The following is a 16006-nucleotide window of genomic DNA, read 5'->3' on the forward strand; positions in this document are numbered from 1 at the left end:
TCAAGCCGCAGGCCCCCGTCACAGCGGCGCGCACACGCCGCCGCACCAGCCCACCGCCCTACACTGTCCGCCTGATGCCGCCGCTGATCCCGCCCCCGCTGTCGCTGTACGTGCACCTGCCCTGGTGCGTGCGCAAATGCCCCTACTGCGATTTCAATTCGCATGCGGCCAAGGGCGCGCTGCCGTTCGACGACTACGTGGACGCGCTGATCCGCGACCTGGACCAGGACCTGCCGCTGGTCTGGGGCCGCACCGTGCAGACCGTGTTCTTCGGCGGCGGCACCCCCAGCCTGTTCCCGGCCGAGGCGATCGACCGCTTCCTGCAGGCGGCCAGCGCGCGCCTGCGCTTCGCGCCGAACCTGGAAATCACCCTGGAGACCAACCCGGGCACCGCCGAGCACGGCCGCTTCGACCGTTACCTGGCGGCCGGAGTCAACCGGCTCAGCTTCGGCATCCAGAGCTTCGACGACGCCGCGCTGCAGCGCCTGGGCCGGATCCACGATAGCGCCGACGCCGAGCGCGCGGTGAAGCTGGCGCAGGACGCCGGCTACGCCAACCTCAACCTGGACCTGATGTACGCGCTGCCGCAGCAGACCCTGGCCGAAGCGGAGGTCGACATCGCCCGCGCGCTGGCGCTGCAGCCCACCCACATCAGCCACTACCAGCTGACCCTGGAACCGAACACGGTGTTCGCCGCGCGCCCGCCGCAGGGCATGCCCGAGGACGACGCCGCCTGGGACATGCAGGAGCGCTGCCAGGCGCTGCTGGCCGCCGCCGGCTACGCCCAGTACGAAGTCAGCGCCTATGCCCGCGACGGCTACCAGTGCGCGCACAACCTCAACTACTGGAAGTTCGGCGACTACCTGGGCATCGGCGCCGGCGCCCACGGCAAGATCAGCTCCGGCGCCGAGCAGAGCATCCTGCGCCGCTGGAAGACCAAGCATCCGCAGGCGTTCCTGGCCGCGGCCGGCACCCCGGCGGCGATCGGCGGCGACGAATGGATCGGCGCCGAGCGGCGCCCGTTCGAGTACATGCTCAATGCGCTGCGCCTGAACCAGGGCTTCGCGCTGCGCGACTTCGCCGCGCGCACCGGCCTGGCGCCGGACGCGATCGCCCCGGCCCTGGCCCAGGCGCAGGCGCGCGACTGGCTGCAGCTGACGGCCGGGCACGCGGTTCCCACCGAACTGGGACGGCGCTTCACCAACGACGTGGTCGCCCTGTTCATGCTCTGAAACGCGGCAGCGCGCGGGTGCGGCGTACTTGCGCCGCCAAAAACGTGCTACATACCGGACCCGGAAATCAAACGGCGATCACACAATGTCATTGTCTGCCACTCCGTCGGCAAGCCCGGCGACGCTCGCCTGCGCCGCCCTGCCCACGCGCGTGCGCGACATCCTGCAAGCGCTGAAGGCCTTGCTGTGGCAGTCGCTGGAGGCCCCGCTGCAATCGACCCTGGCCGAGTTGGAGCGCGCGTTGTTCGACCAGGCCGAGCGCGCCCGCAACAGCCAGCTGCAGCAGGACGTCTATCAGGAACTGCAGGGTCTGCGCGCGCGCCGCGAGCGCTTCGCGCCGTTCTACAAGGCGCAACTGGAAGCGGCCCTGGCCACGCTGCGGCTGCCGCCCGGCCCGCTGCGCCAGGACAAGGCCAGCGCAGCGATGCAGGTGCTGACCCTGGTCGCCGACGTGGACATCGACCGCGACATCGTCCTGCACGATATCGCCCGGCGCGAAGCCAAGCGCGCCAGCACCCCGCTGCAACTGCTCGGTCAGCGCTTCGGCGTGCTCGCCGCGCGGCCGGCGTTCGAGGCCGAGCACACGCCGCTGGGACCGCACCTGCTGTGCCGGATCCTGCGCGAGGCCGGCGAGGAACTGCAGCTGGGGCTGGACGCGCAACTGACCCTGTACCGCGCCTTCGAGCGCCAGGCGCTGGTCCGCTACGGCGGGATCGTGGAGCGCGCCAACGTGCTGCTGGCGCATGCCGGCGTGCTGCCTGGGCTGGTCTACCTGCCCTACGTGGCACGCCCGACGACCACCCCCGATGCGGCCGCCCGCGGCCGTGGCGCGGCACGGCCGGCGCCCGCTGCGCGCCCGGCCACCGGCTGGTCCGGGCAGGCGGCGCCGAGCGGCTGGTCCGGACCCGATCCCGGCGCCACTGACGGCGCAGCCGCCGCGCCGAACGCAGCGCCTGCGGCGCAGGCACGCACGGCAGATACCGCCACTTCGGCAGCGCCGGCCCAGGCGAACGCTGCCGACAACGCAGCGCCCGACCTGGCCGCACTGCGGCAACTGCTCGCTGCCGCGCGCGGCCGCACCGCGGCGGCGGCCGCAACGGCCGGCACCGCGGGCGCCATGCCAACCGGCGCCGCGTCCACCGCGGCCGCAGCGACGACGCTGCCTGCGCCAGGCCATCCCGCCATGCAAGCCACCCCGCACACCGCCGCGGCCAGCGGCGTCGCGGTCGCATCCACTCACGTGGCCGCTGCCGTGCCAACAGCCTCGCTGCTGCAGGCCTTGGGCGAACTGCAGGCGCAACCGCCGGCGCACAGTGCGCTGGCCGGCCTGCGCGGGCGCCGCCAGGTACGCGACGTGCAGGCGGCGCTGCTGGCCACGCTGCGCGCCGAACATGGCCCGCAGGCGGCGCTGGCGCCGCAGGATGCCGACACCTTCGACCTGCTCGGCCTGCTCTACGCGGAAATCGAACGCGAAGTGCGCAGCGATGCGCCGGCCGCCGGCCTGCTGGAGCGCCTGCAGGTGCCGCTGGTGCGCGCCGCGCTGCAGGACAGCGGGTTCTTCGTGCGCAGCCAGCATCCGGCGCGCGAGCTGCTCAATGCGATCGCCGAGTCCGGCGCCGCCTGGCTCAGCGAAGAGGACACCGATCCGCAGCTGCTGCTCAAGCTCAACCAGACCGTGGACCGGGTGGTCGAGGAGTACGAAGGCGACGAACAGGTCTTTGAACAGGCGCACCAGGACATCCAGGCGCAGTACCGCACGCTGGCGCACAAGGCCGAGATCGCCGAGCGCCGCCACATCGAGGCCGCGCGCGGCAAGGAGCGGCTGGAGGTGGCCAAGGATCTGGCCAGCGCCACGCTGGAGGCGCTGTGCCAAACCTCGCAGCCGCCCAAGTTCGTGCAGGCGCTGCTGCGACAGGCCTGGTCCGACGTGCTGACCCTGACCCTGCTGCGCCAGGGCGAGGACTCCGATGCCTGGCGCGAGCGCAAGCAGCTGAGCCAATGCATCGCCGAGATCACCTGCCGCAGCGGCGGCGGCGGGTCCGACCCGGACCTGGCTGGCGAAGTGCGCAGCGCCCTGCTGCAAGTGGGTTACCACCAGGACGAGGCCGAGGCGATCGCGCGGCGCCTGTCCACCCCGGGCGGCGACGATGCGCTGACCTCGCGCACCGAACTCAGCGCCAGGCTCAAGGCGCGCACCCGCCTCGGCGACCAGCGCGAGGACGCCGAGCGGCCGCTGCCGGCACCGCGCAACGAGGCCGAGCAGGCGGCCTACACGCGCCTGCGCGGGCTGCCGTTCGGCACCTGGTTCGAATTCGTCACCAACCAGCAAGGCGACCTGAAACGGCAGCGCCTGTCCTGGTACAGCCCGATCACCGAGCGCGCGCTGTTCGTCAACCAGCGCGGGCACAAGGCCGCCGAATACTCGCTGGACGCACTGTCGCGGTTGCTGGCGCAAGGCCAGGCGCGGATCGTCAGCGAGGACCGCGCGCGCCTGATCGACCGCGCCTGGCACGCCACCGTGCGCGCGCTGCGCACCCTGGCCGGCGCGCCCGCCCCCGCCGCAACTCTGGAGAACGCATGATCGCCGAAGCCCGCCGCGCGCCGCGCCGCAAGGTCCCGGACATGGTGCCGGTGCTGGACATGATGGAAGACGCGGTGATCGGCCGGCTCGGCAACGTCTCCGAGAGCGGCATGCTGCTGCTGGCCTCGGCGCCGCTGCACGAGGACGCGCTGTACCAACTGCGCTTTGCGATGCCGCAGGCGGGCCGCCAGGTGCAGATCGACGTCGGCGTGCACCTGTTGTGGAACGAACGCGCGCAGGCGCCGGGCCAGGCCTGGGCCGGCTTCCGTTTCCTGACCATCTCGCCGGCGCATCGCGACCTGCTACGGCAATGGATCAATGCCGGCCCGGCCAGCTAGCGCGCCGACAGCATCGCTGGCGCACCTGTAGGAGCGGCTTCAGCCGCGACCGATCGCCCAAGCCGCTGCGATCCCCGGCCTTTTCCTGGCCCATCTGTCGCGTTCGCTTCTGAGGCCCGGCAACTGGACGGCTCCGCGCGTCGCGACTGAAGTCGCTCCCACACTGACTTGCGGCCAGACGGCTGGGTGCACTGTGGGAGGGACTTCAGTCCCGACTGTTTCCGAAGCCGGATAGCCGGATGGCTTCGTTCGTCGCGGCTGAAGCCGCTCCTACAGGGCCCATCGCTTGCACAACAATGGAAGAAGAAGCCCCGGCGGGTTTGGCAACGGCTGCCGCTTCCCGGCGACGCCTACGCATCGCCGCCTGCCATGCGCAGGTACGCGCTGCGTCAACACGCGCGCGCCGTTTGCGGCAAACTTGGCGCCTGCGTTTCCGCATCGCCGACCGAGCTGCCGCCATGATCCAGCAAGACCCCAGCGCCCTGTACGCCGCGCATCTGCGCACGCTGGCGCAACGCGCCGACACCGCGCTGGCGCGCGGCGGCTTCGAGCATTTGCTTGTGCCCAGCGGCAGCCTGCACTACCAACTGTTCGATGATCGCGACTATCCGTACGCGGTGAATCCGCAGTTCAAGGCCTGGCTGCCGCTGACCCGGGTGCCGAACAGCTGGCTGGTATACACCCCGGGACGCCGTCCGCAACTGATCTTCCACCAGCCGCGCGACTACTGGCACGTGGTGCCGGCCGCCCCCAACGGCTGGTGGGTCGAGCATTGCGACATCCACATCATCCGCACGCCGGAACAAGCGCTGGCGCTGCTGCCGGGACCGGCCGCGCGTTGCGCGATCCTCGGCGAAGCGCAGAGCGCGCTGGGCGATTACGTGCCGAACAATCCCGAAGCGGTGGTGCAGTACCTGGAATACCACCGCGCCTACAAGACCGACTACGAACTGGCGCTGCTGCGCCAGGCGCAGCAGCTGGCGGTGCGCGGCCACCGCGCCGCCGAAGCCGCGTTCCGCGACGGCCGCAGCGAGTTCGAGATCCACATGGCGTATTGCAGCGCGGTCGGCCAGGACGCCAACGAACTGCCGTACGGCAACATCATCGCGCTGAACGCGCACGGCGCGGTGTTGCACTACACCGAACTGGAGCGCCAGGCACCGGCGCAGCGGCGCAGTTTCCTGATCGATGCCGGCGCTTCCGCGCACGGCTATGCCAGCGACATCACCCGCAGCTACGCCGCCGACACCGGCAGCGAGTTCCAGGCGCTGATCGACGCCATCGACGCCGTGCAGATCCGCATGGGCCACAGCGTGCGCGCCGGCGTGGACTACAGGCAACTGCACCTCGACGCGCACCTGGCGCTGATGGGCGTGCTCAAGGATTTCGGCGTGATCACCGTGTCGCCGGAAGCCGCGCTGGCCACCGGCGTCAGCGCCGCGTTCTTCCCGCACGGCCTCGGCCATCCGATCGGCCTGCAGGTGCACGACGTGGCCGGCTTCGCCGCCAACGACCGCGGCGGCCGCATCGAGCGCCCCGCCGGCCATCCCTACCTGCGCATGACCCGCGTGCTCGAACCGGGCATGGTGGTGACGATCGAACCGGGCGTGTACTTCATCGACATGCTGCTGGACGAAGTGAAGACGTCCGGCCACGCCGCCAGCATCCACTGGAAGCGCGTGGCGCAGTTCAAGCCCTACGGCGGCATCCGCATCGAAGACGAAGTGGCCTGCACCGAGGGCGACCCGGAGAACCTGACCCGGCCGGCGTTTGCGGCTTTGGCGGCCTGACGGCCGCCGGGAATGGAGATCGGGAAGCGGGAAACGCAGGAGCAAAAGCAATCACCTGAGGTGCTCGCTTGCGACCGCGCATCTCACGCGAGGCCTGCTGCTTTTCCTATTCACCATTCTCGATTCCCCATTCCCAGCGCTTCCCCGATTCCCTATTCCCCATTCCCAGCCATTAGCTCCTCGATCTCCTCCGCGCTGCGCTCCAGCGCCGCGGTCAGCACGCGGTGGCCGGCGTCGGTGATCAGCACGTCGTCCTCGGTGCGGATGCCGATGCCGCGCCACTTCGCGTGGACGGCCTTGTCGTCGGGCGCGATGTACAGCCCCGGCTCGATGGTGAACACCATGCCCGGCTCCAGCAGGCGCGAGGCGCCGGCCAGCTTGTAGTCGCCGACGTCGTGCACGTCCAGGCCGAGCCAGTGCCCGGTCTTGTGCCGGTAGAAGCGCTGGTAGCCGCCATCGGCCAGCTGCTGTTGCAGCGTGCCCTTGAGCAGTCCCAGCCGCAGCAGGCCTTCGGTCAGGGTCTGCAGCGCCGCCAGGTGCCCGGCCTCGTAGGCCACGCCGGGCCGCGCCTGCGCCAGCGCCGCGGCATGCGCGGCGCCGACCAGGTCGTGCAGCGCGCGCTGTTCGGCGCTGAAGCGGCCGCTCACCGGGAAGGTGCGGGTGATGTCGGCGGCATAGCCGCGGTACTCGGCACCTGCGTCGACCAGCACCAGTTCGCCGCCGCGCAGGCGCGCGGCGTTGGCGCGGTAGTGCAGCACGCAGGCGTTGGCGCCGCTGCCGACGATGCTGCCGTAGGCCGGCCAGGCGTCGCCGGCGCGGAACTCGCGCTCGATCTCGGCCTGCAACTGGTACTCGTGGAGGCCCGGCCGCGCCAGCCGCATCGCCGCGCGATGCGCGGCCACGCTGAGGTCGGCGGCGACCTGCATCAGCGCGATCTCGTCGCGCGACTTGAACAGGCGCTGCTCGTGCAGCAGGTGGCCCAGCTCCAGGAACTCGTGCGGCGGCTGCGCGCCATGCCGCACCTGCTCGCGTACCCGATTGACCCAGCCGATCAGCTTGAGGTCGAAATCGACGTCGCGGCCGAAGTGGTAGTACACCCGCGAGCGGCCTTCCAGCAGGCCCGGCAGGATCTCGTCGAGGTCCTCGATCGGGTACGCATCGTCCATGCCGTAGCGTTGCACCGCGCCTTCCTGGCCTTCGCGCGGGCCGTCCCAGGCCTCGCGCTCGGGATCGCGCTCGCGGCAGAACAGCAGCGTCTCGCCATGCTTGCGGCCCGGCACCAGCACCAGCACCGCCTCCGGCTCTGGGAAACCGCACAGGTACCAGAAGTCCGAATCCTGCCGGTACGGGTAATGGGTGTCGTGGCTGCGCACCCGCTCCGGTGCGCTGGGCAGCACCAGGATGGCGTGGTCGCCGGCCATGTCCATCAACTGTTTGCGCCGACGCGCGTATTCGCCCGCGCCGATGCCGGTGAGCCGCTTCATCAGTTCAGGCGTTGCCGGTGGCGCGGGCCGAGCACGCAATCGCTGTGCAGCAGCAAGGCCGCCACGCGCACGAACTCCTCGATCTCGGCCAGCGCGTCCTCGTCCTCGTCGGCGCTGTCGAAATCGTCGGTGCTGGCCTGGGCCAGCCGCGCCAGGTCCTGCAGCGACTCCTCGCCTTCCTCCGACAACGGCGGCTTGGCGCCGGCGGCCAGGCCGAAGCCGCCGAGAAAGCCGCGGCACCAGTCGAACAGGGCGTCGGCGCGTTCGGACAGCGGCGCGCCGGCATCGGCCAGCACCAGGTCGAAGGCGAAGTCGCGGTCCTCCAGCTGCGCGGCGCTGGCCTCGCGCAGCCGGTCCAGCACATCGCCGCTGCGCGGGGTGGCGATGCCGGCATCGGCCAGCACCGCCGCCGGCCACGCCGCCAGGTCGGCGCCGCCGCCGGCCAGCCAGCCGCACAACGCACCGTGGAGTTCGGCCGCCGACGCGGCCAGGCCCAATTGCCGGCTGGCTTGGGTGACGTCGTCGGCGCTGGGAAGTTCGATCATGGACGCAAGGCCTGTTGGGCGCTCGCCACGGGAGTCAGGGCCAGCGGCGGAGCGGAGCGGCGCAGTGTAGCAATCCGCATGTGCCGCGCCGCTTGTGAAGGCTTCCGGCAGGCGCCTACACTCCACCACCCCTTCCCTGACCGAAGTCCTGTTCCCGCCATGTCGATCGAGCACGTCGCTGCGGGAATTGCCGGCCATGCCGGCACGGACGGGCGTTGGGGCTGGGCCGCCGCCGCCGCGGTCCTGACGGTGGCCACGGTCGTGGCCGCGCTGCAGGGGCTGTACTGGCGGCGGCGCATGCAACAGCAGTTGCAGCACCAGCAGCAGCTGCAACAGCGCGACCGCCACCTGAAACTGGCGCTGTGGGCCTCTGGCGAGCACTTCTGGGACTACGACCTGCAGCAGCGCAAGCTGCGCCGCATGCGCGCCGACGAAGCGGCGCCGCATGCGCAGGAGATCACCATGGTGATCCGCGAGGACGACCCGCTGCGCATCCACCCCGACGACGTGCCGCAGGCCGAGCGCGCGCTGCGCGAGCACCTGCAGGGACTGACCTCGGTATACGTGGCCGAATACCGGGTGGACCTGGCCGGCGACGGCGTGTGGCTGTGGGCGCGGGTGCGCGGCCGCGTGGTCGACTACAGCGCCGACGGCAAGCCGCGCCGGCTCGCCGGCACCGCGCGCGACATCACCTCCCACCGCCAGGCCGACCTGGAGCGGCGCATCGCCAGCGAGGTGCTGCGCAGCATGAGCGAGGCGGTCGCGGTGCTGGACGAAGACTTCCGCTTCATCTCGGTCAACCCGGCCTTCACCCGCATCACCGGCTACAGCGAACGCGAAGTGCTCGGCCAGCCGATGACGCTGCTCGACCACGCGCCCGAGACCCCGGCGCCGCCGTCGCACGACCACGGCCGGCCCTGGCGCGGCGAAGCCTGGAAGCGGCGCAAGGACGGCCTGGAGATCCTCTGCCACGTGCGCCGCAACACGGTCGTCGATGCCGACCACCGGCACAGCTTCCACGTGGTGGTGCTGGAAGACATCACCGACCAGAAGCGCGCCGAGCAGGAACTGCGCTACCTGGCCAACTACGACACGCTGACCAGCCTGCCCAACCGCACGCTGCTGTCCGAACGGCTGGCGCGCGCGATCGTGCGTGCGCGGCGCCAGGGCAGTGCGGTGGCGGTGCTGTTCCTGGACCTGGACCGGTTCAAGGACATCAACGATTCGCTCGGCCATGCGGTCGGCGACCGGGTGCTGCGCGCGGTCGCCGAACGCCTGCAGCAGGCGGTGGGGCCGCAACACACGGTCGCGCGCCTGGCCGGCGACGAATTCACCGTGGTGGTGGAGGACATCCCCGACCAGACCGAGGCCGAAGCCGTCGCCGCGCGCGTGCTGGCCGCGTTCGATGCGCCGCTGCAGCTGGAGGATGGCCGCGAAGTGGCGATCTCTCCCTCGATCGGTATCTCGCTGTTCCCGCAGCATGCGTTGCTGCCCAGCGAACTGCTCAAGCACGCCGACACCGCGATGTACCAGGCCAAGGCCGCCGGGCGCCGCAACGTGCAGGTGTATTCGGCACGCATGGACCAGGCCACCCGCCACCGCGCCACGCTGGCCAGCACCCTGCGCAAGATCCCGCTCGACCAGGAACTGAAGCTGGTCTACCAGCCGCGCTATTCGCTGCGCGAGCAGCGCGTGGTCGGCGTGGAAGCGCTGCTGCGCTGGCATAGCGCCGATTTCGGCACGGTCTCGCCGAGCCAGTTCATCCCCCTGGCCGAGGAGACCGGGTTGATCCTGGAAATCGGCGAGTGGGTGCTGCGCCAGGCCTGCACCACCCTGCGCGGCTGGCGCGCGCTGGGCCTGACCGAACTGTGCATGTCGGTGAACGTGTCGGCGATCCAGCTCGAGCGCGGCGACCTGCCGGCGCTGATGGCGCGGATCCTGGACGAGACCGGGGTCCCGGCCGCCAACGTCGAACTGGAACTCACCGAAAGCGTGGTGATGTCGCAGGTCGGCAAGAACGCGGCCACCCTGCATGCCTGCCGCGCCCTCGGCCTGGCCCTGGCGATCGACGACTTCGGCACCGGCTATTCGTCGCTGGCCTACCTGAAGCGCTTGCCGATCAACACCTTGAAGATCGACCAGGAATTCATCAGCGACCTGACCCGCGATCCGGACGACGAGGCGATCACCAGCACCATCATCGCGATGGGCCACTCGCTGGCGCTGAAGGTGGTCGCCGAAGGCGTCGAGCAGCCCGGCCAGCTGGCGTTCCTGCGCCAGCACGGCTGCGACGAGATCCAGGGCCACCTGGTCGCACCGGCGCTGGAACCGGACGCCTGCCTGCAGTTGCTGCAGCAGCCGTTGCTGCTGCCCGCCTGAGCGGCGGCCGTCGCGCCGTCCGCCGGCGTCTTGACCGCCGCTCGGGCGCATGCCTATCGTGGGCGCCATGGACAGCCCCGACGCCCTCGCCCAGCTTCGCACCCTCGCCACACGCGTGGAAACGCTGGTCGAGCGCTGCCAGCGCCTCACTGACGAAAACCGCAGCCTGCGCCAGCAGCAGGAACAGCTGATCGGCGAGCGCTCGCAGCTGCTGACCAAGAACGAGCAGGCGCGCTCACGGGTCGAAGCGATGATCACCCGCCTCAAGTCGCTGGAGCAGCACACGTGAGCGAACCGGTCAGCGTCCGCATCCTGGACCGCGAATACACCGTCGGCGTCGGGGCCGAGGAGCGCGACAGCCTGCTCGCCGCCGCGCGCCTGCTCGACGCGAAGATGCGCGAGGTGCGCGGCAGCAACCGCATGGCCGCGGTGGACCGGGTCGCGGTGCTGGCCGCCTTGAACCTGGCGCACGAACTGCAACAACTGCGCGACGAACAGGCGCGGCGCGATCATGAAATGGCGCGCACGCTCGCCGATCTCAATCGCCGCCTCGATGGCGTGGTCGATACGGCGCGTTGATAGACCCATCGCATTTCGATCATCAACGTGAATTGCCGCATACTGCGCGACCGACGAACGGACTAGCCAAGCGCGGCGACAGCGCTATACTTCAGTTGCGTTCTCTGCTGTAAACGACAGCGTGTGCAAACATTCGCCTTGTCCCTTAATTACGACCACGGGATGGCGACGGAATCGGGTGTGCAGGTCCGCCTTGTAGCGGGAAGCCCGATGGTTCCCCAGCTATCCCACTTGAACCCCGGGTTCAAGGTCGTTTCGCACGCATCGTCATGGCGGAGAATGCAATATCCCGGAAACGGCGCCGCAAGGCGCCGTTTCCTTTTGTGCAGCCACCGCAACGCGCGCCCTGCGCTCGTGTCCAGCGCGGGAGACTGGCGCCCGCCAGGCAGACGCCGCATGCCCTCGCGCGCCCGGAGCGTGGATCGCGTCGACCCCGCTGCCGCCGGGTTCGACGTGCCCGCCAGCGGGTGGCCCGGGCGCATCGCCCACGGCCTCATGCTCGCGCAGCCCACGGGGTGCGGGGTAGATGCCGCCGCGCCGATCGCCGCCAGCGCAGTCGCCCCGGCAACACCGCAGTAGTCAGTACGCGCCCAGGCACCGACAATAGCGCGGTCTCTTCCCACGCCTGTCCGATGACTTCCGACCAACGCGACTCACTGCGCCAGCAACTGCGCGCGCGCCGCCGCGCGCTCTCCGCGCCCGAGCGCCTGGCGGCGGCCGATGCGCTGGCGCAGCGACTGCTGAACTTGCCGTTCGCGCCGCAGCACGGCCACGTCGCCGGCTACTGGGCGATGGACGGGGAGATCGCGCTGCACCGCTGGCAGCTGAGCCTGCCGGCCGGCGTGCAGTACTGCCTGCCGGTACTCAGCGGCAAGACCCTGCGTTTTGCGCCATGGCGCCCGGGGCAGCCGCTGATCGCCAACCGCTACGGCATTCCCGAACCCGACGTCGCCGCCGCGGCGACGCTGGCGCCGGAGCAGATGGCGCTGGTGGTGGCGCCGCTGGTCGGCTTCGACGCCGGCGGCGGACGCCTGGGCATGGGCGGCGGCTGGTATGATCGCAGCTTCGCGTTTCGCCAGCGGCAAGCGCCTGCGCCCTGGTTGGTCGGCGCCGCGTTCGCGGTGCAACAGGTCGCGGCGCTGCCCGTCGCCGCCTGGGACGTGGCGCTGGACGCGGTCTGCACCGATTCCCTCACCCTCCTGACCGCGACCGATTTGCCCGCATGACCGCACGCAAGCGCTACTGGCTGATGAAGTCCGAACCGGACGCCTTCTCGATCGACGATCTGCAGCGGGTCGGCAGCGAACCCTGGAACGGGGTGCGCAACTACCAGGCGCGCAACTTCATGCGCGACGGCATGCGGGTCGGCGACGGCATCCTGTTCTACCACTCCAATTGCAAGGTGCCGGGCATCGTCGGCGTGGCCACCGTGGCCAGCGCCGCGTATCCGGACGACACCCAGTTCGACCCCGAATCCGACTACCACGACCCCAAGGCCACCCGCGAACAGCCGCGCTGGTACCTGGTGGACGTGGCGTTCGAGCGCAAGCTCGCGCGCACCATCGCGCTGGACGAGATCAAGCAGCACAGCGATGCGCTCGGCGAAGGCTTTGCGCTGACCGCGCGCGGCAACCGCCTGTCGGTGTTCCCGGTCACCGCCGCGCAGTGGAAGCTGCTGTTGGCGCTCGAGTAGCCGGGATGGAGCATGGGGATTCGCCCCGCCCTCTCCGCCTGCCGCGTTTCACGAATCCCGTTTTTCAACAGCCGAATGGCTGGTCATCCCTAATCCCCAATCCCCAATCCCGAGCCTCCAATGTCCGAAAGCAAACGCCTGGCCGCCGAAAAAGCCATCGAATACGTCGAAGACGGCATGATCGTCGGCGTCGGCACCGGCTCCACCGTGGCCTATTTCATCGACGCGCTGGGCCGCATCGGCCACCGCATCAAGGGCGCGGTGTCCAGCTCCGAGCAGAGCAGCGCGCGCCTGCGCCAGCACGGCATCGAGGTGCTGGAACTGAACCATACCGGCAACCTGTCGCTGTACGTGGACGGCGCCGACGAGTGCGATCCGAACCGCTGCCTGATCAAGGGCGGCGGCGCCGCGCTGACCCGCGAGAAGATCATCGCCGAGGCCAGCGAACGCTTCGTGTGCATCATCGACCCGAGCAAGCAGGTGCAGACGCTGGGCGCCTTCCCGTTGCCGATCGAGGTGATTCCGATGGCGCGCAGCCTGGTCGCGCGCGAGATCCTGGCGCGTACCGGCGGCCAGCCGGTCTGGCGCGACGGCGTGGTCACAGACAACGGCAACGTGGTCCTGGACGTGCACCACCTCAGCATCACCGACCCGGTGGCGCTGGAGCGCGACCTCAACCAGATCCCCGGCGTGGTCTGCGTCGGCCTGTTCGCGCGCCGCCCGGCCGACGTGGTGATCGTCGGCGGCGAGCCGCCGCGCGTGATCTGACTCGGGACTCGGGACTCGGGACTCGGGACTCGGGACTCGGGACTCGGGACTCGGGACTCGGGACTCGGGACTCGGGACTCGGGACTCGGGACTCGGGACTCGGGACTCGGGACTCGGGACTCGGGACTCGGGACTCGGGACTCGGGACTCGGGACTCGGGACTCGGGACGGCAGGATGATGTCCCGGGGCAAATCGCTGTCAAGCGATTTGATGAAAAAAGTGCCATTTTTTTTGATGGGAAAAGCGGCTTTTTTCCAGCCCAGCCGCTTTTCTGTAGGAGGGGCTTCAGCCCCGACGCCTTACCGGTAACGCGTCGGGGCTGAAGCCCCTCCTACAGAAAAGCAGAAATGCGCCGAACTTGCGAAAGTCCCGAGTCCCGAGTCCCGAGTCCCGACGAGCCCCCTATTGACTCCCCACGCACCATGCAACAAGGTGCGCCCTATCCCATCTTCCCCGGCAACGCCATGTCCCTGTTCCGCTCTCTGTTCGTCCTCGTCCTGCTGTCCCTCAGCGGCTGCGCCAGCGCCGGCAGCGACTGGGTGGAACTGGCCGGGCACCGTTACCAGGTCGAGCTGGCCCAGGACGACGCGACCCGCGCGCGCGGCCTGATGTTCCGCGACCAGATGGAGCCCGACCACGGCATGCTCTTCATCCACAACCGCGAGGAACCGCAAGCGTACTGGATGAAGAACACCAAGATCCCGCTGGACATCCTGTACTTCGACAGCAAGCGCAAGCTGGTGGCGCAGCAGCGCGACGTGCCGCCGTGCTCGGCCGGCAACGCCTGCCCGCCGTATCCCAGCAACGCACCGGCGCGCTACGTGCTGGAGCTCAACGCCGGCCAGGCCGCGCAACTCAAGTTGCAGGACGGCGCCGAACTGAGCTTCGGCCCGGGCGTTCCCAAGGCCCGCTGAGCCGCGCCGGCATCGGGAAAACCGTCGCCGCTGTCGCGCTGAACCCGACACCGCTGTCGGAAACCGCCGGACTTGATCGCGCCGCACTTTGCGGCCAGTCTTGGGCCATGGTCGACCGACTGACATTGCCGAGCTGGAATACCCTGGCCGCGCTCGACGACGATGCGCTGCCGCTGCTGGCCACCGCGCTGCTGATCGCCCGCGACGAGTATCCGCAACTGGATGCCGAGCACTACGACACGCTGGCGCAGAACCACGCCGAACACCTGCGCCACGAGGTGGCGATGATCGAGCCATGGCCACTGAAGATGGCCGCGATCAACCGCCACCTGTTCGAAGAACTCGGCTACAGCGGCAACCACGACGAGTACTACGACCCGCGCAACAGCTACATGAACCAGGTGTTCGAGCGCCGCCTGGGCAACCCGATCTCGCTGGCGCTGGTGCAGATGGAAGTGGCGCGGCGGCTGGACATTCCGCTCGATGGCGTGTCCTTCCCCGGCCACTTCCTGGTGCGCCTGCCGGTGGACGACGGCCTGCTGGTGATGGACCCGTTCAACGGCGGCCGCCCGCTGGCGGTGGAAGAACTGCGCGAGCGCGCGCGCCCGCACCTGGGTGGCGAGACCCCGGACGACCGCGCGCTGCTGCAGATCCTGGATCCGGCGCCGCACCGCGCGATCCTGACCCGGGTGCTGCGCAACCTGCACGGCGTCTATGCCGAACGCGACGAATGGGACCGCGCCGCGCGCAGCGCCGACCGCGTGCTCAAGCTCATGCCCGACCAGCCCGAAGCCCTGCGCGACCGCGGCCTGGCCTACCTGCAGATGGACTACGTGCCCGGCGCGCGCCGCGACCTGGGCCGCTACCTGCAACTGAACCCCGAAGCCAACGACGTACTGCAGATCCGCGAGCGCCTGGTGGAACTCAGCGCGCGGGCGCAGCGGATGCATTGAGGACTCGGGACTCGGGACTCGGGACTCGGGACTCGGGACTCGGGACTCGGGACTCGGGACTCGGGACTCGGGACTCGGGACTCGGGACTCGGGACTCGGGACTCGGGACTCGGGACTCGGGACTCGGGACTCGGGACTCGGGACTCGGGACTCGGGACTGCAGGATGATGTCCCGGGGCATATCGATGTCAAGCGATTTGATGCAAAAAGGGCCGATTTTTTTAAAAAAACGGCTTTTTTTTTGCGGCTCCGACACAGCTGCTTTTCTGTAGGAGGGGCTTCAGCCCCGACGCCTTACCGGTAACGCGTCGGGGCTGAAGCCCCTCCTACAGAAAAGCAGAAATGCGCCGAACTTGCGAAAATCCCGAGTCCCGAGTCCCGAGTCCCGAGTCCCGAGTCCCGAGTCCCGAGTCCCGAGTCCCGAGTCCCGAGTCCCGAGTCCCGAGTCCAGAGTCCAGAGTCCAGAGTCCAGAGTCCCGAGCCCCGACATCACTCCATCTCCACCATCTCGAAATCGTCCTTGGTCACGCCGCAGTCCGGGCAGGTCCAGGTGTCGGGCACGTCTTCCCAGCGGGTGCCGGGGGCGATGCCTTCTTCCGGCAGACCGTCGAGTTCCTTGTAGATGAAGCCGCAGACGACGCACATCCAGGTGCGGTAGGTGGTGGCAGTGGCATCGCTCATTGGATAATCACGGGTCTACGGGCCGAACGGAGGGGCATTGTCCCACCCTCGCCTGCACACCGAAAGGC

16 protein-coding genes and 1 other RNA gene are annotated in these 16006 nt (G+C 69.7%); 13 read left to right on the forward strand and 4 right to left on the reverse strand.

Features of this window, described 5'->3' with window-relative positions; genetic code table 11:
- Positions 1-74: 74 nt before the first annotated feature.
- From hemW to pepQ, 4 genes are all read left to right on the forward strand, one after another.
- Complete coding sequence (gene hemW / locus KHF85_RS15490) at positions 75-1232, forward strand: radical SAM family heme chaperone HemW (protein WP_284567350.1); 1158 nt, start codon at positions 75-77, stop codon at positions 1230-1232.
- A gap of 85 nt (positions 1233-1317) precedes the next feature.
- A complete protein-coding gene (locus KHF85_RS15495; RefSeq protein WP_284567351.1) occupies positions 1318-3813 on the forward strand; it encodes a DUF1631 domain-containing protein in 2496 nt (831 codons plus the stop codon).
- Positions 3810-4151, forward strand: a complete 342-nt coding sequence (locus KHF85_RS15500) for a PilZ domain-containing protein (protein ID WP_284567352.1) — start codon at positions 3810-3812, stop codon at positions 4149-4151. Before KHF85_RS15495 ends, KHF85_RS15500 begins: the two co-directional genes overlap by 4 nt.
- A 458-nt stretch (positions 4152-4609) precedes the next feature.
- Entirely contained in the window at positions 4610-5941 is a 1332-nt protein-coding gene (pepQ, locus tag KHF85_RS15505; protein WP_284567353.1) for a Xaa-Pro dipeptidase, read from the forward strand.
- A 152-nt stretch (positions 5942-6093) separates the two neighbouring features.
- Here the strand turns inward: pepQ and KHF85_RS15510 are convergent, their stop codons facing one another.
- Together KHF85_RS15510 and KHF85_RS15515 are read right to left on the reverse strand one after the other, a co-directional pair.
- On the reverse strand, positions 6094-7425 hold the full coding sequence (locus KHF85_RS15510; protein WP_284567354.1) for an aminopeptidase P N-terminal domain-containing protein: 1332 nt from the start codon (positions 7423-7425) through the stop codon (positions 6094-6096).
- Positions 7425-7970, reverse strand: a complete 546-nt coding sequence (locus KHF85_RS15515) for a YecA/YgfB family protein (protein ID WP_284567355.1) — start codon at positions 7968-7970, stop codon at positions 7425-7427. The genes KHF85_RS15510 and KHF85_RS15515 overlap by 1 nt, the downstream gene beginning before the upstream one ends.
- A gap of 159 nt (positions 7971-8129) precedes the next feature.
- Between KHF85_RS15515 and KHF85_RS15520 the strand changes: the two genes are divergently transcribed.
- The 9 genes from KHF85_RS15520 (at position 8130) to KHF85_RS15560 (ending at position 15257) form a co-directional block, all read left to right on the forward strand.
- Positions 8130-10349 (forward strand): putative bifunctional diguanylate cyclase/phosphodiesterase, encoded by a 2220-nt coding sequence (locus KHF85_RS15520; protein ID WP_284567356.1) that lies wholly within the window; start codon positions 8130-8132, stop codon positions 10347-10349.
- Between the two features lie 67 nt (positions 10350-10416).
- Entirely contained in the window at positions 10417-10638 is a 222-nt protein-coding gene (locus KHF85_RS15525; protein WP_053836518.1) for a TIGR02449 family protein, read from the forward strand.
- The gene (locus KHF85_RS15530; RefSeq protein WP_064539249.1) at positions 10635-10928 is read left to right on the forward strand and encodes a cell division protein ZapA; all 294 of its coding nucleotides are present in this window, start codon (positions 10635-10637) and stop codon (positions 10926-10928) included. Before KHF85_RS15525 ends, KHF85_RS15530 begins: the two co-directional genes overlap by 4 nt.
- Positions 10929-11026: 98 nt before the next feature.
- Positions 11027-11211: non-coding RNA, 6S RNA (ssrS, locus tag KHF85_RS15535), on the forward strand.
- Positions 11212-11560: 349 nt separating this feature from the next.
- Positions 11561-12154 (forward strand): 5-formyltetrahydrofolate cyclo-ligase, encoded by a 594-nt coding sequence (locus KHF85_RS15540; protein WP_284567357.1) that lies wholly within the window; start codon positions 11561-11563, stop codon positions 12152-12154.
- Entirely contained in the window at positions 12151-12621 is a 471-nt protein-coding gene (locus KHF85_RS15545) for an EVE domain-containing protein (RefSeq protein WP_284567358.1), read from the forward strand. Before KHF85_RS15540 ends, KHF85_RS15545 begins: the two co-directional genes overlap by 4 nt.
- Before the next feature lie 120 nt (positions 12622-12741).
- Positions 12742-13389 carry a ribose-5-phosphate isomerase RpiA gene (rpiA, locus tag KHF85_RS15550; RefSeq protein ID WP_053836517.1) on the forward strand — a complete coding sequence of 216 codons (648 nt, stop codon included), beginning with the start codon at positions 12742-12744 and terminating at the stop codon, positions 13387-13389.
- A gap of 465 nt (positions 13390-13854) precedes the next feature.
- The gene (locus KHF85_RS15555; protein ID WP_284567359.1) at positions 13855-14304 is read left to right on the forward strand and encodes a DUF192 domain-containing protein; all 450 of its coding nucleotides are present in this window, start codon (positions 13855-13857) and stop codon (positions 14302-14304) included.
- A 38-nt stretch (positions 14305-14342) separates the two neighbouring features.
- A complete protein-coding gene (locus KHF85_RS15560) occupies positions 14343-15257 on the forward strand; it encodes a SirB1 family protein (RefSeq protein WP_409976713.1) in 915 nt (304 codons plus the stop codon).
- Here KHF85_RS15560 and KHF85_RS15565 read toward each other — a convergent pair.
- Together KHF85_RS15565 and KHF85_RS15570 are read right to left on the reverse strand one after the other, a co-directional pair.
- Positions 15229-15438: a hypothetical protein gene (locus tag KHF85_RS15565; protein ID WP_284567361.1), complete on the reverse strand. Its 210-nt coding sequence runs from the start codon at positions 15436-15438 to the stop codon at positions 15229-15231. The two genes, KHF85_RS15560 and KHF85_RS15565, sit on opposite strands and share 29 nt — an antisense overlap.
- A 308-nt stretch (positions 15439-15746) precedes the next feature.
- Positions 15747-15938, reverse strand: coding sequence for a rubredoxin (locus tag KHF85_RS15570; RefSeq protein ID WP_009578381.1), 192 nt, complete (start codon positions 15936-15938; stop codon positions 15747-15749).
- Positions 15939-16006 lie beyond the last annotated feature (68 nt).

The sequence above is a fragment of the Xanthomonas graminis pv. graminis genome (assembly GCF_030168915.1).
GTDB classification, from domain to species: Bacteria; Pseudomonadota; Gammaproteobacteria; order Xanthomonadales; family Xanthomonadaceae; genus Xanthomonas_A; species Xanthomonas_A translucens.